This window comes from Streptomyces sp. NPDC052064 (genome assembly GCF_055585925.1).
The window spans coordinates 54,303-72,087 of record NZ_JBVJJE010000004.1 but is presented as its reverse complement, the minus strand read 5'-3'; the positions used below and the strand labels follow the sequence as shown (position 1 = coordinate 72,087).

At 71.4% G+C, this 17,785-nt stretch carries 15 protein-coding genes; 6 read left to right on the top strand and 9 right to left on the bottom strand.

Going from position 1 to position 17,785, the window contains the following annotated elements:
• Positions 1-173 precede the first annotated feature (173 nt).
• Together ACZ6TU_RS11595 and ACZ6TU_RS11590 are read right to left on the bottom strand one after the other, a co-directional pair.
• Positions 174-1,178, bottom strand: a complete 1,005-nt coding sequence (locus tag ACZ6TU_RS11595) for a zinc-dependent alcohol dehydrogenase (RefSeq protein WP_467668932.1) — start codon at positions 1,176-1,178, stop codon at positions 174-176.
• A 61-nt stretch (positions 1,179-1,239) separates the two neighbouring features.
• On the bottom strand, positions 1,240-2,403 hold the full coding sequence (locus ACZ6TU_RS11590; RefSeq protein ID WP_467668934.1) for a mandelate racemase/muconate lactonizing enzyme family protein: 1,164 nt from the start codon (positions 2,401-2,403) through the stop codon (positions 1,240-1,242).
• A gap of 242 nt (positions 2,404-2,645) precedes the next feature.
• Between ACZ6TU_RS11590 and ACZ6TU_RS11585 the strand changes: the two genes are divergently transcribed.
• Entirely contained in the window at positions 2,646-3,446 is an 801-nt protein-coding gene (locus ACZ6TU_RS11585) for an SCO2400 family protein (protein ID WP_467668936.1), read from the top strand.
• Between the two features lie 230 nt (positions 3,447-3,676).
• Here ACZ6TU_RS11585 and ACZ6TU_RS11580 read toward each other — a convergent pair whose 3' ends face one another.
• Positions 3,677-4,129, bottom strand: a complete 453-nt coding sequence (locus ACZ6TU_RS11580) for a MarR family winged helix-turn-helix transcriptional regulator (protein WP_467668938.1) — start codon at positions 4,127-4,129, stop codon at positions 3,677-3,679.
• 108 nt (positions 4,130-4,237) lie between these two features.
• Here ACZ6TU_RS11580 and ACZ6TU_RS11575 point away from each other — a divergent pair, with 108 nt between their 5' ends.
• Both ACZ6TU_RS11575 and ACZ6TU_RS11570 read left to right on the top strand, forming a co-directional pair.
• Positions 4,238-5,260: an NADP-dependent oxidoreductase gene (locus tag ACZ6TU_RS11575; RefSeq protein ID WP_467668940.1), complete on the top strand. Its 1,023-nt coding sequence runs from the start codon at positions 4,238-4,240 to the stop codon at positions 5,258-5,260.
• 96 nt (positions 5,261-5,356) lie between these two features.
• On the top strand, positions 5,357-5,776 hold the full coding sequence (locus ACZ6TU_RS11570) for an organic hydroperoxide resistance protein (protein WP_467668942.1): 420 nt from the start codon (positions 5,357-5,359) through the stop codon (positions 5,774-5,776).
• A gap of 69 nt (positions 5,777-5,845) precedes the next feature.
• On the opposite strand, the gene ACZ6TU_RS11565 is transcribed toward ACZ6TU_RS11570, so the two are convergent.
• Positions 5,846-6,991, bottom strand: coding sequence for a serine hydrolase domain-containing protein (locus ACZ6TU_RS11565; protein WP_469547912.1), 1,146 nt, complete (start codon positions 6,989-6,991; stop codon positions 5,846-5,848).
• A complete protein-coding gene (locus tag ACZ6TU_RS11560) occupies positions 6,988-9,567 on the bottom strand; it encodes a M14 family zinc carboxypeptidase (protein WP_469547910.1) in 2,580 nt (859 codons plus the stop codon). The genes ACZ6TU_RS11565 and ACZ6TU_RS11560 overlap by 4 nt, the downstream gene beginning before the upstream one ends.
• Positions 9,568-9,745: 178 nt before the next feature.
• Here ACZ6TU_RS11560 and ACZ6TU_RS11555 point away from each other — a divergent pair, with 178 nt between their 5' ends.
• Entirely contained in the window at positions 9,746-10,570 is an 825-nt protein-coding gene (locus ACZ6TU_RS11555) for an EI24 domain-containing protein (RefSeq protein WP_467668948.1), read from the top strand.
• Here the strand turns inward: ACZ6TU_RS11555 and ACZ6TU_RS11550 are convergent.
• Positions 10,524-11,756 carry a pyroglutamyl-peptidase I gene (locus tag ACZ6TU_RS11550; protein ID WP_469547908.1) on the bottom strand — a complete coding sequence of 411 codons (1,233 nt, stop codon included), beginning with the start codon at positions 11,754-11,756 and terminating at the stop codon, positions 10,524-10,526. The genes ACZ6TU_RS11555 and ACZ6TU_RS11550 overlap by 47 nt on opposite strands.
• A gap of 111 nt (positions 11,757-11,867) precedes the next feature.
• Complete coding sequence (locus ACZ6TU_RS11545; protein WP_467668952.1) at positions 11,868-12,449, bottom strand: TetR/AcrR family transcriptional regulator; 582 nt, start codon at positions 12,447-12,449, stop codon at positions 11,868-11,870.
• Between the two features lie 64 nt (positions 12,450-12,513).
• Here ACZ6TU_RS11545 and ACZ6TU_RS11540 point away from each other — a divergent pair, with 64 nt between their 5' ends.
• Positions 12,514-14,994, top strand: coding sequence for a beta-glucosidase H (locus ACZ6TU_RS11540; protein ID WP_469547905.1), 2,481 nt, complete (start codon positions 12,514-12,516; stop codon positions 14,992-14,994).
• Positions 14,995-15,070: 76 nt separating this feature from the next.
• Here ACZ6TU_RS11540 and ACZ6TU_RS11535 read toward each other — a convergent pair whose 3' ends face one another.
• Complete coding sequence (locus ACZ6TU_RS11535; protein WP_467668956.1) at positions 15,071-16,042, bottom strand: aldose epimerase family protein; 972 nt, start codon at positions 16,040-16,042, stop codon at positions 15,071-15,073.
• Between the two features lie 27 nt (positions 16,043-16,069).
• A complete protein-coding gene (locus ACZ6TU_RS11530) occupies positions 16,070-16,957 on the bottom strand; it encodes an SGNH/GDSL hydrolase family protein (protein WP_469547903.1) in 888 nt (295 codons plus the stop codon).
• A 259-nt stretch (positions 16,958-17,216) separates the two neighbouring features.
• Between ACZ6TU_RS11530 and ACZ6TU_RS11525 the strand changes: the two genes are divergently transcribed.
• A complete protein-coding gene (locus tag ACZ6TU_RS11525; RefSeq protein ID WP_469547901.1) occupies positions 17,217-17,711 on the top strand; it encodes a DUF3145 domain-containing protein in 495 nt (164 codons plus the stop codon).
• The last annotated feature ends 74 nt before the right edge of the window (positions 17,712-17,785 follow it).

Here is a 17,785-nt window from a genome sequence, read left to right as displayed (position 1 = left end):
GAATGTCCTTCGGTTCGATATTTCGGACGAGGTTCGCGGCTCTGGGTAGGTCCTGGCGTCACATTCCCGTCGTCCGCCCGGCAGGCGGGCGGGAATGTGACGCCAGGACTTACGGCAAGGCTGGGTGTACGCCGGTACGGGAGCCGTCAGGTTGCCCCCGTACCGGCGTACGTCTAGGGGCGGAGCAACACCTTGCCCACCTTCGGATCACCGGCTCCCACCAGCTCGATGGCCTGCGAGAACTCGGTGAGCGGCAGCTCGTGCGTCACCAGCGGCAGCGGATCGAGCAGACCGGCGGCGAACACCCGCACCGTGTGCGCCCAGGCGTCCGGCGGAGCACCGAAGACGGTGTGCACCTCCAGCTGCCGCACGACGAGGTCGGTCGGGTCCAGACCGTCGGCTCCCGGTGCCGGGATGCCGGTCAGGACCAGCCGGCCGCCGCGCCGGAGCAGGGCGGCGGAGATCCGGGCGGCGTCCGCGGACCCGGCCGTCTCGATCACCACGTCGAAGTCGTCCGGGAGCTCCTGGTCCTTCGTCCGGAAGTCCGTCGCGCCGTACTGCCGCGACAGCGCCTCCCGGTCCCGGCGGGTGCCGACGACCAGCAGCTCGCCCGGCGAGTTCGCCTTCAGGAACTGCACGGCGAACATGCCGAGCGTGCCGGTGCCGACCACGGCGACGCGCTCGCCGGGCTGTGCGTTCCCCTTCAGCGCGGCCGCCGCGATGCACGCGGCCGGCTCCAGGAGGGCCGCGGCCGTGAGGTCGCAGTCGTCCGGGAGGGCGTGCAGGAGGCGGGCGGGGAGCGTCAGCGTGGTCGCCATCGCGCCCGGCTGGGTGAACCCGGTCTCCTCGTAGCCGGCAGTGCACAGGGTCGTGTCGCCCGCGTGGCAGCGGTCGCAGACCTGGCAGTTGCGGAAGCCCTCACCGACGACCTTGCGGCCGACGAGGGACCCGGGGACACCGGCGCCCACGGCCTCGACCGTCCCGGACCACTCGTGGCCCGGGGTGAGCGGGTAGCGCACGTAGCCCTCGGGGCGGTTGCCCTGGTAGACCTCGCGGTCGCTGCCGCAGATGCCGGAGGCGTGGACACGGACGAGCGCTTCGCCGGCCTCGGGCTGCCGGGGCTCGTGCGGGACGAGACGGTGCTCGCCCGGGGCGTCGATCACTACGGCGGTGCTCACGTCGCTCCTGGGAGTTTCGAAGCTTTCGGTTGCCGGTTCCGGGTTTCCGGGGGCCGGACGGTCACTGGGCGCCCTTGGGCTTGCGCTGCTCCCAGCCCTCCGCCCACAGGTCGAAGCGGGCCTGCTGCTGTGGGAACTCGGCGGCGGCGTCGACGTCCAGCTCCACGCCGAGACCCGGGGCGTCGGAGAGGTGGAAGCAGCCGTCCTCCGGGTTCACCTGCGGCGCGCCCTTGACGACCTTCTTGATCTCCGCGTCCGCGAAGTCGTTGAAGTGTTCGAGGATCTTGAAGTTCGGGGAGGTGAAGCCGACCTGGAGCGAGGCGGCGGTCAGCACCGGGCCGCCGACGTTGTGCGGGGCCACCAGCATGTAGTGGGTCTCGGCCGTCGCCGCGAGCTTCCTGGTCTCCCAGATTCCACCGATATGGCCGACGTCCGGCTGGATGATGTCCACGGCCTGGCTCTCGAACAGCTCGCGGAACTCGATCCGGTCGTGGATGCGCTCGCCGGTGGCGACCGGCATGTCGACCTTGGCGGCGACCTTCTCCAGGGCCTTGAGGTTCTCCGGCGGGACCGGCTCCTCCAGCCACGCCGGCTTGAACGGCGCGAGCTCCTTGGCCAGGCGTACGGCCGTGGCGGGGGAGAAGCGGCCGTGCATCTCCAGCATCAGCTCGGCCTCGGGGCCGATGGCGTCCCGGACGGCCTCGATCAGGGAGACGGCGTACAGGGTCTCCTTGTGGTCCAGCTCGAAGTGGCCGGTGCCGAAGGGGTCGATCTTGAGCGCCCGGTAGCCGCGCTCCATGACGCCCTGAGCGGCCTTGTGGTACGCCTCCGGGGTGCGCTCCGTGGTGTACCAGCCGTTGGCGTACGCCTTGACCTTGTCGGTGACCTTGCCGCCCAGAAGCTGCCAGACGGGGACGCCGAGGGCCTTGCCCTTGATGTCCCAGCAGGCCATCTCGATCACGGCGATACCGGACATCACGATCTCGCCGGCACGGCCGTAGTCGCCGTACTTCATCCGCTTGACGAGGTCCTCGACAGCGAACGGGTCGGAGCCGAGAATGTGATTGACCTCGGCTTCCTTCAAATAACCAAGAAGGGCGTCGGTGTGTCCCAGCATCCGGGTCTCGCCGACTCCGGTGATGCCCTCGTCGGTGTGCACCTGGACGTACGTCAGGTTGCGCCACGGCGTCCCGACCACGTGTGTGCTGATTCCGGTGATGCGCACGGCGGTTGTCCCTCGCAGCTTCGTCGGCTCAGTTCCGTCAGTCATTCAGTTCGACGTGTTCGAGATTTCGGCACACGTTCGAAATGCTGGCGTGACAGTAAGGACGGGGCGGTGCGAGTGTCAATGGGTCGCGCGCATAACGGTTTCGACAGTTTCGAAACCATGGGGGCGGCGTGTCCCTACAGAACCTTCACAGCTGGATCTAGGAACGTGACCGGCGCGGAACTTAATCTTCCCGCGTCATGGACTACTGCGACCCGTGCCGACGGCACCTCAACGGCGCGCTCGCCTGCCCGGGGTGTGGCACCTCAGCCGATGCGCTGCGCTGGCGTGAGCCGGAGTACGGCGGACACGACGCCGTTCCTGAGGGCGGGCAGGGCGTGCACGACGGGTCGGATGGGCCCGATGAGCCCGACGGGTCCGATGGTGAACACGGCGACGACGGTGAGCCGTCGGGGCGTGCTGCTCGACGGCGTGGACGTGGGCGTGGGCGCGAGCACGGGCCGGTCGCCGATGGCCCGGGCGGGGGGACGAGCCGGCGGGACCGGAAGGCCGCGGCGCATCGTCGGCGGCGGCGCCGGACGCTGTTCGTGGCGGCGGGATTCGTGCTGGCGGCGGGTGGGCTGAGCCTCGCGGAGCTCGGCATGGACGCGCCGAAGTCGTCGCCGAAGCCGGCGGCGGCGGGGGGTGAGTCGGCGGACGGCGACGCGTCGACGGAGGCGGGCGGGACAGGCGGCCAGGGCGAGGGTTCCGGGGCTGAGAGGGCGTCAGCTTCCCCTTCGCCCGGCGTGTCTGACTCGCCGTCGGCTTCTGAGTCCCCGAAGGCCGAGAAGTCCAAGGACGCGAAGGACGGCGAGACGCCGAAGGGCTCCGACGCGACGCCGGCGGACACGTCCCCCACCCGCCCGGCACCGGCCCCTACGGCCGCCCCACCGGAGCCGGCCCCGGCTCCGACGCGAACCACGGACCCGACGACCCCGCCCCCGAAACCGGAACCGTCCCCCTCTGAGACCTGCAACCGCTTCCTGTGGTGGTGCACGTAGCGCCTACGACGTGGCTGTGGGGCGGGGCCGCGCCGGGGGGTGTCCGTACTCGGAACGGCGCGATGGGGTGGGTGACCGACCAACCGTAGGGTGACGCGCCAACCGCGCCGCGGGCGGACAGCCCCCGACATGGCCCCTTCCGTGCGTCGGCACCTGTGGGCACGTGGTGGTCCCGCTCAGCCGCCTTGGGGGAGGCACTCCGTTCCGCCGGGCTGCGGACCCACCCGGCCTCACTCCAACATCCCCCGCAGCGCATCTCGCAGAGCCACCCTCTCCCCCTCGGAAAGCCCAGCCAGCGGCTCCCGGGCGAACCGCAACGACTCCCGCAGACTCCGAGCCACCCGCCGCCCCTCATCCGTCGCCGCCGCCACCTTCACCCTCCGGTCCGCAGGATCCGGCCGCCGCTCCACCAGCCCCCGCGCCTCCAGCCGATCCACGATCCCCGTGACGTTCGACGGCTCACACTTCAACCGCTTGGCAAGCCTCCGCATCGGCAGCGGCTCAAGGCACAGCAGGCTCAGCAACCGCGCCTGCGCCCCGGTCAGCGCATGTTCCGCCGCCGCCTCCTCGTAGTCCTCATGGAACCGCGCCACGACCTCCCCGATGAGCTCGACGACCTCAAGCGTCAGCGGATCGGGGCGGTGGCGGTGACTGTTCCGGGGGGTGGATGTGGTGGAGGCCATGAATCGAGGGTACCCGGTTATTTGACAAGCTGAAATTTTCAGGAGCATGGTTGTTTCAGGTGCTGAAACATTTGTACCGAGTCAACCGAGTCAGTGGAAAGGCGCACCATGACCGACACGCCCACCCTTCCCGCCGTCAGCCGCGAATGGCACCTGGCCAGCCGCCCCGTCGGCTGGCCGAAGCCCGAGGACTTCGCCTTCGTCGAGGCGGAGGTCCCGCAGCCGGGTGAGGGGCAGGTCCTCGTGCGGAACAAGTACCTCTCCGTGGACCCGTACATGCGTGGCCGTATGAGCGACGCGAAGTCCTACATCGCCCCGTTCGAACTCGGCAAGGCCATGCAGGGCGGTGCCGTCGGCGAGGTCGTGGCCTCCAACGCGGAGGGGCTGGCCGTGGGCGACCACGTGCTGCACTTCCTCGGGTGGCGCGAGTACGCCGTCGTGGCCGCGAAGAACGCCGTCAAGGTGGACCCGGACGCCGCGCCGCTGTCGACGTACCTCGGTGTACTGGGCATGACCGGGCTCACCGCCTACGCGGGGCTGCTGCGCACAGCCGCCTTCAAGGAGGGCGACACCGTCTTCGTGTCCGGTGCCGCCGGCGCCGTGGGCGGCCAGGTCGGGCAGCTCGCCAAGCTGAAGGGCGCCTCGCGGGTCATCGGGTCCGCGGGGTCGGCGGAGAAGGTGAAGCTGCTCGTCGAGGAGTACGGCTTCGATGCCGCCTTCAACTACAAGGACGGGCCCGTGAGCAAGCAGCTCCGCGCCGCCGCTCCCGACGGGATCGACGTGTACTTCGACAATGTCGGTGGTGATCACCTGGAGGCCGCCATCGGGTCCCTCAACGAGGGCGGTCGGATCGCCGTCTGCGGGATGATCTCCGTTTACAACAACACCGAGCCCGCCCCGGGCCCGAGGAACCTCGCCCGCCTGATCCAGACCCGCGGCCGTATCGAGGGCTTCCTGGTCGGGGACCACTACGACCTCCAGCCGGAGTTCGTGCGCGAGGTCGCCCCCTGGGTCGCCTCCGGTGAGCTCAAGTACCGGGAGACCGTCGTCGAGGGCATCGAGAACAACCTGGAGGCGTTCCTGGGCGTTCTGCGCGGCGACAACACCGGGAAGATGATCGTCAAGCTCTGACGCCTTCCTTCAGGATTCCGGCATGCGGTAACTTATTTCCGAATCCGTCCCGGCCCGGGCGCGAGTCGCGGCGGACGACCGAAGGAACACAACCGCATGCCGATCCAGCAGTCCGACGTCCTGTACACCGCCGTCGCCACCGCCGAGAACGGGCGCGACGGCCGGGTCGCCACCGATGACGGTCAGCTCGACGTCGTCGTCAACCCGCCGAAGGAGATGGGCGGGAGCGGCGCCGGGACCAATCCGGAGCAGCTGTTCGCCGCCGGCTACAGCGCCTGTTTCCAGGGCGCGCTCGGTGTCGTCGCCCGTCAGGAGGGCGCCGACCTCACCGGTTCGACCGTGACCGCGAAGGTCGGCCTCGGTAAGAACGGGGACGGGTTCGGGATCATCGTCGAGATCTCCGCCGACATTCCCAAGGTGGGCCGGGGGACCGCCCGGTCGCTGATCGAGAAGGCCCACGAGGTGTGCCCGTACTCGAAGGCGACCCGCGGGAACATCACCGTGACGCTGGTCTGACCGCAGTCGTTGCGTAACCGGAGGCCGCACCCTTGGACGTGGGGTGCGGCCTCCGCCCGTGCCCGGGCGTCAGAGGGCGAGCGCCGCCCTGTGTATCGCCTGCGCCAGGCGGTCGTTCTCCGGGGCCGCGCCGCCCGGGAAGGCGAAACGGCGGCGCGTGTAGCCGTACGCCAGGCCGCTCCACGGGTCCGCGAAGGCCTGCGAGCCGCTCGCGCCGCTGTGCCCGATCGTCCCGGCGCCGAGGAACGGGTGCGCCACGTCGGACGTGGTCTGGAAGCCGAGGCCGAACGACTTGTGGGCACGTGCCACCAGGTCGTAGCCGACCGAGTGGAACTGGCCGAACTCCGCCACCGTGTCCGGCTTCAGCAGCGGCGCCTGCTGGCCCACCTCGCTGATCGCCGCCGCGTACATCCCGGCCAGGCCCCGCGCGGACGCCACTCCGCCCACCGACGCCGGGCCCTTGGCGCGGATCAGCGGCATGTTGGGGAGCGAGGCGAGGTCGGTCGGTTCCGTGGCGTTGCGGTTGAAGGCGATCGAGGCGAGCGTGTGCGGACCCGTGGGCGTGGCGTCGAGGAGGGCCTGCTGGTCCGGGGTCGGAGCCATCGGCTGGGTGCTGCGGAAGCGGGGCTCGTGCGGTGCGGGCAGGCCGAGGTGGAAGTCCAGGGCGTACGGGGCCCTGATCCGCTCCTGGTAGACCTCCTGGAGCGTGCGGCCCGTGGCCCGGCGTACGACCTCGCCCACCAGCGCCCCGCTGACCAGCGCGTGATAGCCGAACGCCGTGCCGGGGCGCCAGAACGGCCGCTGGTCGGCGAGGCGTTCGGCGAGCTGGCGGTCGTCGGCCAGCTCCGCGAGGGTGAAGCCGGTGTCCGTGCCGACCACGCCCGCCCGGTGCGCGAGCAGATCGCGCAGGGTCAGGGCGCCCTTGCCCTCGGCCGCGAACTCCGGCCAGTAGTACGTCACCTTGCGGTCCAGTTCGAGCGTGCCGTCCTGGACGAGGAGGGCGACGACCAGGTGGGCGGCTCCCTTGGTGGACGAGAACACGCCGTAGAGGGCGTCCGCGTCGGTCCCCGCCCACAGGTCGACCACCTTGCGGCCATGGACGTAGGCGCACAGCTGGCCCTCGTAGTCGGGGCGCTCCCCGGCCACGAACGCGGCGAACTCCTCGCGCACCCCCTGGAAGCCGTCGGCTACCGTGCCGTGGATCTCCTGCGTCATCCGCTCTCCTCAACTGAACCGCTGTGTGCCACTGTGAACAATGCCCTCGCCACCTGCGGGAATTCCCCCTTGGGGTGGTGTCGGAAGAGGGGTTCGGTGCCGAACAGGACCGTCCGGCCACCGCTGACCACCGAGGCCTGTCCCGCTGCCGCCGCGGGGCCGCCGGTGCCGTCCCGGAGCGGGCGCCAGTGTCCGGAGACGAGCGGATTCCCGGTCGCGTACGACTGCTCCACTCGCACGCCGGGGCCGAGGTCGGTGAACCACAACGGGGCGTAGACGAAGGCGTGCGCGGGAGCGTCGTGCGTGAGGCGGCCGGTGTTCTCCGTTCGTACGACGCCGTTCGCGTCCGTGTTGCCCTCGACAGGCTTGACGGGCAGCCGGTCCGCCGCCGCGTTCAGCGCCGCTCCCCTCGCGCCCCGGCCGACCAGGCCGTGGTCGTCGAGGAAGGCGTCCAGGGCCCTGCGTGCGGGGGCGGTCAGGGCGGAGTGGTCCAGGCCGGCGGACACGAACAGCACATCCGTGCCGGACCAGTCGAAGCCCGCGTTCAGGACGGCCGTCGAGACCGGTGTGACGTCGAAGTTCATCTCCCGCAGGGCGAAGAGCTCGCCCGGCGTGACGGCGGCGGCGACCCGGAGGCGGTGCAGAGGCGTGCCGCCGTTGAGCCGCGTCGCCGTGAAGGAGACGTCGTGCGTGCGGGCGGCCGCGACCGCCTCGCGGCGGGCCGAGGCCGGGACGATCGCGCTGCCGTCCGGTGCCTGGCGTACCGGAACGCGCTGCTGGAGGAGGGAGTTGAGGGCCGCGACCTCGCGCGGGTCGGTCAGGCGCAGGCGGAGGTTGCCGTGAGCGGGCACATGGGCGACCGGTGTGGCCTCGGTGACCGGGCGCAGGGGCGCGCCCCGCAGGCTGCCCGACGGCACCTGCTCGACCGTGGCGCCCCACAGGCGGCCCAGGCTCCAGCCGGAGATGTCGTACATCACCGACACCTTGTCGCTGATGTCCCGGCCGTCGGCCAGCAGGACGTTCGCCATGCCGCGCTTGGGCTGGCGCATGTCGACGACGTACGAGCCCCGGGGATACGTCCGTCCGGCGAACCGGAAGGGGCGGGTGGCGCGGGTGACGCGGACGTCGTTGGCGAGGAGGTGGTCGACGAGGCGCGCCGCGGCCGGGGCCGAGCGCTGGGTGCGGGAGTCGCCGGGCGGGATGACGTAGGCGCGCGGGAAGGTGGTCGTGTAGACGTCCTCCGGGCCGATGCCGGGGACGCCGGGGACCGTCTCCGGTGACACCGGTACCTGCGGGACGCCGGCCGCGCCGCGGCGGAAGACCTCGATCTGGTCGGCGATGAGCGAGCTGCGGTGCTCCCGGACGTGGTCCAGGGTCGCGCGGATCGCCGCGCCCGCCACGGCCGTGTTGACCGCCGAGCGGCGGCGCAGTTCCGCGACGGGGAGTTCGTCGTACTCCTCGTTGTTCACGGCCAGCGGGATCTCCACCGTGTGCGCGGCGACCGTGCCGTGGAAGGCCGCGTACTGCGGGGTGAAGATCGGCGGCCAGTCGTCCCAGCCCTCCTCCTGGTCGCGGAACGGGATCTGGGCCGGTTCGACGCCGTCCTTCGCGGGTGTGTAGCCGAGGGCGTTGACGGCGGACTCCATGTCGAGGGCGTTGGCGTAGCTGTTCTTCAGGAACAGGTCGTACTCGTAGTTCTCGCCGTGCGGGGGAGTGGTGGGCTCGATGAGGGTGCCGTTGACGTAGCCATGCAGGTCGAGCAGGACGGCCGGCTGCTTGTCCAGTTCGATCCGCCGCATCGCGCGGGTCTCGGGCTGGGAGGCGGTGACGAAGTCCCGGTTCAGATCGAAGCCGTTGGCGTTCGCGCGAGTGCCCGCGATACGACCGTCCGGGTTGGCCGTGATGTTGAAGTACAGGCGGCTGTGCGCCAGCAGGTCGCGGGTCTTGGCGTCCTTCGCCGTCGCGAGCTGCTCGACGAGCTTCAGGGAGGCGTCCGTGCCCTCCCACTCGTTGCCGTGGATGTTGCTGTTGACGAAGACCGGGGTCTTGTAAGCGCGCTTGATCTCAGGGGACTTGGCGGCCGCCGCGGGCGCGTTCTCGATCAGTTCGCGCATGCGCTCCTGGGCGCGGGCCTGACGGGTGGTCTCCGGGGCGGTGACGGTGACGAGGTAGAGGCGGTGGCCGCCGGACGAGCGGCCGGTCACCTCCACGCTGACCCGGTCGCCGAGGCGTTGCAGAGAGTTCAGCTTCGGGGCGATCGCGTGGTACGGAGTGAGTCCCAGCTTCAGGGACTTGTCGCCGGGGTTCCGCGGGTCGGGGGAGAGGATCTGGCGGCGGGGGTAGCCGCGGGCGGGCGCCGCGGTGGAGGCCCCGGCGGGTGTCTCCGCGGCCAGTGCGCGCCGGGCCGCGCTCGCCGGAGCCTGGGCCGCGTGGTCGTCCACGGCGGCGCCCTCGCGGGTGACGGGCTTCGGGTCCGCGCCGGCGGCGTCGGGGCCCAGCAGAAGTGAACCCGCCGTGGCGAGCGTGAGGGTGACGATCAGTACAGGTCTCGCAGGAACGGTTCTCGTGGTGCGCACGCGTACCTCCTCCGGGGCTTCCTGAGATCGGTACGGCGAGGTGTACCGGTTCGACTCAACGGCAACAAGGCCGCCTTGGTGTCACCGGTGACCCGGATGGCCCCTCCCGGGCGGCCTGTGACCTCGGTGTGACCGGAACGCGTCAAGGGTGCGACACCAGCACCGATAGGGTTTTCCCATGCGCGATCTCAGGGTGGGTTTCCGGTACCTGCTGAAGGGCCAGCGATGGGTGGCCCGGCACGGCAAGAGTTACGGCTTCGGGCTGCTCCCGGGCCTGATCACCCTCGTCCTGTACGCGGCGGCGCTCGTCGGGCTGGCCCTGTGGGGCGAGGACGCCGTCGCCTGGGCGACTCCGTTCGCAGACGACTGGTCGAGCCCATGGCTCGGGCTCTTCCGCGGCTTCCTGACCGCCGTGCTGTTCGCCCTCGCCCTGCTCCTCGCCGTCGTGACGTTCACCGCGGTGACGCTGCTGGTCGGGCAGCCCTTCTACGAGAACCTCTCCGAGAAGGTCGACCGGGACGTGTCCCCGGACGGCTACGCCCCCGAGTCGGGCCTGCCGCTCTGGCGCGAGTTGTGGATCTCGGCCCGGGACAGCCTCCGGATCGTCGTACGGGCCGCCCTGTGGGGCGTGCTGCTGTTCGCGTGCGGTTTCATCCCCGTCGTCGGCCAGACGGTCGTACCGGTGATCGGGTTCTTCGTCACCGGGTTCTTCCTCACCGAGGAACTGACCGCCGTCGCCCTCCAGCGCCGCAGCGTCGAACTGCGCACCCGCCTGGGCCTGCTGCGCTCCCGCAAGACCCTGGTCTGGGGCTTCGGCACGCCGCTGGCCGTGGCCTTCCTGGTCCCGTTCGTCGCGGTGTTCCTGATGCCCGGCGCGGTCGCCGGCGCCACCCTCATGGCGCGGGACCTGCTGGGCGAGGAGATCCAAGAGGGTGGCGAGGAGGACGATCAGTCCGTCACGACTCTTCAGCGGCCACCTTCAGGATCGTCCTCACCTGCCTGATGATGTCCAGCCGGTTCCGCACGAACTCCGGGTCGGTGACCTCAGTGGTGTTCCCGGCGCCGAACTGGAGCACGGGCGTGTGCACATGCCCGCCCGGCAGGACGCCGTGCAGCCCCAGCCGGTCCCGCAGCAGCGTCGCCCGGTAGGCGATCTCGTTGGAGAGGTAGTCACCGCCGCCGCCTTGCCGGGCGGTCGAGCCGGGGGTCGGCCCGTCCGGGCGGACGACGGGCCCGGTGCCGCCCGCCGGGATCTCGGTGACACCGGTGTTGTCGTACACGGGGAAACGGCCGGTGTCCGCGGCGACGATCGCCCGGTACGGCAGCGTGGTCGTCGTCCACTGCGGCTGCGAGGCCGGGTCGGTGACGGGGACGGTCTCCGTGCGGCCGATGTCGTCGTTGTCGGCGAAGCCGCCCCGCCAGGCCCCGTTGGTCCGCTCCACGTCGAACCGCCCGACCCGCCCCTGGCTCACGGTCGCGAACAGGTCGACCCTCGGCAGGTACGGCCGCAGCGTCCGCTCCACCGTGCCTTCCGTGAAGTCCTGCCAGCGCACCGGGAAGACCGCCGTCTCGATCCGGGCCGGGCCGTCCGCCGTCTCGACCACCGTGCCGTCGAGGGCGAGCGCCGTGGCGCCGGACGGGTTGGAGATACGGATGTCCCGGTCCAGGGTGAACGGGTCGAAGCCGGTGACCAGGATCCGCTTCAGGCCCTTGCCGTGCGGGTAGCTCAGGGCCGTCTGGCCGCGCGAGGTGCGCTCCAGTTCATCCAGCAGCGCGGCGCGCTGACCACCCGTCAGGCCGAACTCCGGCTCCCAGGTGCGCACGTCACGCGTCATGCCGAGCCGCGCCCAGTACAGCGGCCGGTCGTCGTCCCGGCTGAGGTCCCCGCCCGCCGGACCACGCCCCTGCGCCCTGTCGACGGCCCGCCGCCACAGCTCCGTTCCCTCGCGGGTCACGGCCCGGCGGGCCTCCCCGTAGGAGCGGGCCGCATCGAGTGCCCGGGCCAACCGCGGGGCGACGGTGTCGAATCCGGAACGGCGCAGGACCTCCTGCGGGACGGCTCTGCCGAGCCGCTGCTCCTCGACGGTGGGGGAGGGGGCCGCCTCGGCGGCGCCGGCGGCCGTCGGGGTGGCGAAGCCGGTCAGCAGGGCGAGGCCGAGGACGCCGAGGCGAACGCGTATGGAATTCAAGGGGGTTCAGGCCTTCCGTCGCGGTGGGGTCTGCGGTGGCGAGGTGCCGGAAGGCCGCAGTATCGCGTGACGGGCGGGGCCCACGCCATGGGCGGGACCCGCGTGGCGAGTTCAGTCGGTGCTCTCGCCCAGCAGCGTCAGGAAGTCCCGGAACGCGGACGCCATGTCCACCGACTCCGGGTCCAGCAGCCACTGGTACTGAAGGCCGTCCAGGATCGCCACGAGCAGGGGTGCGGCCCGCTCGGGGGTGAGGCCGCTCGGCAGGCGGTCGCCGTACTCGGCGCGCAGCACCTCGGCCATGGCGGCGCGGACGTCGGTGTAGCGCTCCGTGAAGTACGCGCGCGCCGGATGGCCCTCCGTGACACTCTCGCCGAGCAGTGCCGAGAAGGTCTGGATGATGGCGGGCCGCATCGCGTTGTACTCGACGAGCGAGGCCAGCAGGTCCAGCCGCAGCCGGCCGGCGGGCATCGCGTCCCAGCGGTCCCGGTCCTGGAGCACCGCGACCAGGAGCGCTTCCTTGGCCGGGAAGTGGTGCAGCAGCCCCTGCTGGGTGAGTCCGACCCGCTCGGCGACCGCTGCCAGGCTCGTTCCCCGGTAACCGCGCTCGGCGATCACCTCCAGAGCGGCCCGCACGATCTCCGCGCGCCGTTCCTCGCTTCTGGTCCTGGCCGTCATGGCGTCACCGTACGACATGACGAACGCCGAATTATTGCGAGAAGATAACGAAACCTACCGCATTACAGGTAACGCGGGCACGATGTCGGCATCCAGCGACTCTCGACGTGGAGGTGGCGACGTGGCGGAGACAGCAGACGTACGACGCGAGGCGGCCGTCGAGGCGGCCCTCGGCAAACTCGACCTGGACGCCAAGACGCGGCTGCTGGCCGGCCAGGACATGTGGAGCCTGCCCGCGCTGCCGGAGGCCGGGCTGGCCTCACTGGTCATGTCCGACGGCCCGATCGGCGTCCGCGGAGTGCACTGGAGCGCCGACGACCCGTCCGTCGCCCTGCCCTCACCGACCGCCCTCGCCGCCACCTGGGACCCGGGGCTCGCCCACCGGGCCGGTGTGCTGCTGGCCCAGGAGGCCCGCCGCAAGGGCGTCCACGTCCTGCTCGCCCCCACGGTCAACCTGCACCGCTCCCCGCTCGGCGGCCGCCACTTCGAGGCCTACAGCGAAGACCCCTACCTCACCGGGCGGATCGGCACCGAATACGTCCGGGGCGTCCAGTCCGGCGGCGTCGGCACCACCGTCAAGCACTTCGTCGCCAACGACGCCGAGACCGACCGCCTCACGGTGAACAACCTCGTCGGCGAACGCGCCCTGCGCGAGCTGTACCTGGCCCCCTTCGAGGCGATCGTCGAGAACGCCCACCCCTGGGGCATCATGACCGCCTACAACACGGTCAACGGCACGACGATGACCGAGCACCACCACCTGGTCAACGAGGTCCTGCGCGGCGAGTGGGGCTTCGACGGGATCAACGTCTCCGACTGGACCGCCGCCCGCTCCACCACCGGCGCCCTCGCCGGCGGCCTCGACATCGCCATGCCCGGCCCGGGGACCGTCTACGGCGAGGCCCTCGCGCAGGCCGTACGGGACGGTGAGGCCGACGAGGCCCGGGTCGACCAGGCGGTCCGCCGCGTACTGCGCCTCGCCGCCCGCGTCGGCATCCTGGAGGGCGCCGAACCGGCCGTCACCGACCTGCCCGCGCCCGTCCACGGCGAGTCGCTCGCCCGTGAGATCGCCCGCCGCTCCTTCGTCCTCGTCCGCAACGAGAACGGCGCGCTGCCGCTGAAGCCCGGCAGGATCGCGCTGATCGGCGCCGCCGCCCGCGATGCCCGCGTCCTCGGCGGTGGCTCCGCCACCGTCTTCCCCGCCCGGACCGTCTCCCCGTTCGACGGCCTCACCGCCGCCCTCCCCGACGGCAGCCTCACCTACGCCCTCGGCGCCGACCCGAACACCGAACTCCCCGTCGCCGACCAGGGCTTCGACCTGCGCGCCGTCTGCCGCGACAGCGCGGGCACCGTCCTCGGCACCCGCTCGGCCGCCGGCGGCCACATCCAGTGGATGGGCGACGACCTCCCGGACGGCGTCACCCACGAAACCCTGACGACCGTCGAGCTGACGGGCACCTTCACCCCGCGCGAGACCGGCACGCACACCTTCGGCATCAAGGGCCTCGGCCCCTTCCGGCTGACCGTCGCGGGCACCACGTACTTCGACGACGTCCAGCGCCCCGCCGAGGACGGCGACCCCTTCGCGGCGTTCTTCGGGTCCCCGGTGCCCCACGCCCGGGTCGACCTGACCACGGGCGAACCGGTCGAGGTCTCCCTGACCTACACCGTCCCGCCGACCAGCGACCACCCCATGCGGACCATCGGCTTCACCCTCGCCCACCAGGACCCGCAGCGCGACCCCGACGAGCTCATCGCCGAGGCCGCCACGGCCGCCCGGGCCGCCGACACGGCTGTCGTCGTGGTCGCCACCACCGACCGCGTCGAGTCGGAGGGCTTCGACCGCACGGACCTGCGCCTCCCCGGCCGCCAGGACGACCTGGTCCGCGCCGTCGCCGCCGCCAACCCCCATACCGTCGTGGTCGTCAACTCCGGCTCCCCGGTGGAAATGCCGTGGCGCGACGACGTCGCCGCCGTGCTCCTCACCTGGTTCCCCGGCCAGGAGGGCGGTGCGGCCCTCGCGGACGTGCTCACCGGCGCCCACGAGCCCGGCGGCCGCCTGCCCACCACCTGGGGCTCCCTGACCGACGCCCCGGTCACCCGGGTCGTCCCGGACAACGGCGAACTCCCGTACGACGAGGACGTCTTCATCGGTTACCGCGCCTGGGAGAAGCAGGGCCGCACCCCCGCCTACCCCTTCGGCCACGGCCTCGGCTACACCGACTGGACCTACGAGTCGGTCGAGGTCGAAGGGGCCGCCGGCGCAACCACCGCGAAGGTCCGCCTCCGCAACACCGGCGACCGCCCCGGCCACGAGGTCGTCCAGCTCTACCTCGCCCCGAGCGAGCCCGACCCCACCCGCCCGGCACGCTGGCTGGCCGGCTTCGCGGGCGTGGACGCCGGACCCGGCGAAAGCGCCGAAGCGAGGGTCGAACTGCCGCGCCGGGCCTTCGAGATCTGGGACGAGACGACCATGTCGTGGTCGTTTGTGAAGGGTTCGTACGAGATCCAGGTGGGGCGCTCGATCATGGACCGCAGGATCACCGCGACGATTAACGTCTGATCCGGGACAAGTTCCCCACCGAGCAGCCCCGGTCCGGGACCTGACCCCTGGACCGGGGCTCGTCCCTGCCCGGCCCCTAGCGGGTGCCGAACCCGTACACCGTCTCCGAGCGGTACACCTCACCCGGCCGCAGCACCGTGCTCGGGAACTCCGGCCGGTTCGGGGAGTCGGGGAAGTGCTGGGTCTCCAGCGCGATGCCGTCGCCGGGCGCGAAGGGCTCGCCCAGATGGTCGGCGGTGTACAGCTGGAGTCCGGGCTCGGTGGTCGCCACCGTCAGCACCCGCCCGGACGCCGGGTCGTGCAGCTCCGCGACCTGCGCCGGTACGTCCGTCGCACCCTTGTCGAGCACGAAGTTGTGGTCGTAGCCGGCGCCGACCTTGCGGGCCTCACGGAAGTCGAAGCGGGTGCCGGTCACGTCGTCCAGGTCGCCGGTCGGGATCAGGTCCGCGTCCACCGGCGTGTACCGGGAGGCGGCCAGCCGCAGCTCGTGACCGCCCGCGTCACCGGAACCGGCCAGGTTGAAGTAGCTGTGGTTCGTCAGGTTCACCACGGTCGGCGCGTCCGTCACCGCCTCGTACACGATCCGCAGCGCCCCGCTCTCCTGGAGCGTGTACGTCGCCGAGACCTCCAGCCGCCCCGGGAAACCCTCCTCCCCGTGCGGACTGACCCGCGCGAGCCGCACACCGTGCTCGACGGGCGTCCCTTCCCACACCCGCTTGTCGAAGCCGCGCACTCCACCGTGCAGCGCGTTCGGCCCGTTGTTCGGTTCGAGCGCGTACGTCCGCCCGTCCAGCGGGAATCGAGCACCGGCGATCCGGTTGGCGTACCGCCCGACCAGGGCGCCGAGGTACGGATCCGGATGAGTGAGATAGCCGTCGAGGCCGGGGAACCCCAGCACCACATTCCCGGCCCGCTGGTCCCGGTCCGGCACCTCGACGGACTGAACGATCCCGCCGTACGACAGGATCCGCACCCGGACGCCCGCCCGCTCCAGGGTCCAGCGGTGCACCGGAGTGCCGTCGGAAAGTGTGCCGAAGAGTTCGTTCATGTGCGGAACTCTAAGTCAGGCCTCGGGTCAGGGTCGCTCCGCCGTGACGGTCCGGTACGCGATCTCCGCCAACCGGGCCTGTCCGTTCACGCTCGGGTGGAAGTAGTCCCAGCGGCTCAACTGGGCGGTGCCGAAGCGGTAGTCGTACACCGCGCCCCCGTCGTAGCGGCACCGCTTGTCCTCGGCGCAGACCTCCTTCAGGACCTTGTTGTAGTCCTCCACCCGCTTCTGCACCGTGTTCCGCCGCAGGTTCGCCGCCGAGTCCAGGGCATCCGCGTCACCCAGCATCGACGGGCAGATGCCCAGCTGCCAGATCTGCTTGCCCATCGGGCTGGTGCGGCCCTCGGACCACAGCCGCTTCAGGTTCGGCACGCTCGCCACGAACACCTGGGCCTTGGGCAGCGCCTTGCGCAGGCTGCGCAGGGAGTCCTCGAAGTCGGCGCGGAACTCGGTGACCGGGGTCATCGCCGAGGGGGTGGCCCGGCAGGCGTCGTTCGCCCCCACCATCACCGTCACCAGCTGCGGCTTCCGCCGCACCGCCTGGGCGACCTGCCCGGGCAGGTCCGCCATCCGCGCCCCGGTCACGGCGTAGTTCCAGCTCCGCTCCGCGGCCCCGGCCCGCCCCAGCAGCCGTACGGCGAGGGAGTCCACCTCGGGGCTCGCACCGGTCGCCCAGGACGCCTCCGGGCAGTCCGACAGCACGTCACAGGCGTCGAACCCACGGGTGATGGAGTCGCCCACAGCCGCGACGGAACTCGGGCTGCGGTCCCAGAGGGGCGTGGGCTTGGGGGACGGCTTGGCGGTACGGGACGGGGCGGGGGAGTCGCCCCCGACGGCGTCACATCCGGCGACCCCCAGGGCAGCCGCCACGGCCACGGCAACAACGACCCATGAGCGGTGGCTTCGCTTCCGCATCCCTGGTCCATCCCCTCGCCGCGCCGTGCCTGTCTCCCCAACCAATAAGAACGCACGAGGGTTCCCGACCGATCAGGTGCAACGGCTCACACCCGTACAAGCGTCCCCCCGGGTGAATGGCGGGCGTTTCCCGGCACCGGGACCGACCGTACGTCACACTCCTTGCGTCACCGCACGGTAGCCTCGCCATCAACGTGACCCGCCCGGTCACAGCCGTTCCGCCCGTTTCCAAGATGTCCCGCTCTGCCCGGAGGTTCCGGTGACGACACGTGGAGTTCTGTACGTGCACTCGGCGCCGCGCGCGCTGTGCCCGCACGTCGAGTGGGCCGTCGCCGGGGTGCTCGGTACGCGCGTCAGCCTGGACTGGATCCGTCAGCCCGCCGCCCCGGGCACCTGGCGCTCGGAGTTCTCCTGGCAGGGCCAGGCCGGCACGGCGTCCAAGCTGGCCTCCGCGCTGCGCGGCTGGCACCTGCTCCGCTTCGAGGTCACCGCGGAACCCTGCCCCACCGCGGAGGGCGAGCGCTACAGCTGCACGCCCGACCTGGGCATCTTCCACGCCGTCACCGGCATCCACGGCGACATCCTCATCCCCGAGGACCGCCTGCGCGCAGCCCTGCAACGCAGCCAGCGCGGGGAAACGGACCTGGAGGCCGAGCTCAACAAACTCCTGGGCAAGCCCTGGGACGACGAGCTGGAATCCTTCCGCTACGCAGGCGAAGGCGCCCCGGTCCGCTGGCTCCACCAGGTGGTGTGATTTCCTCTCGGAATGCGTGAAGGGCCCTCACCGCTCGGTGAGGGCCCTTCACGTCGTACGGGTGGAGAGCAGGC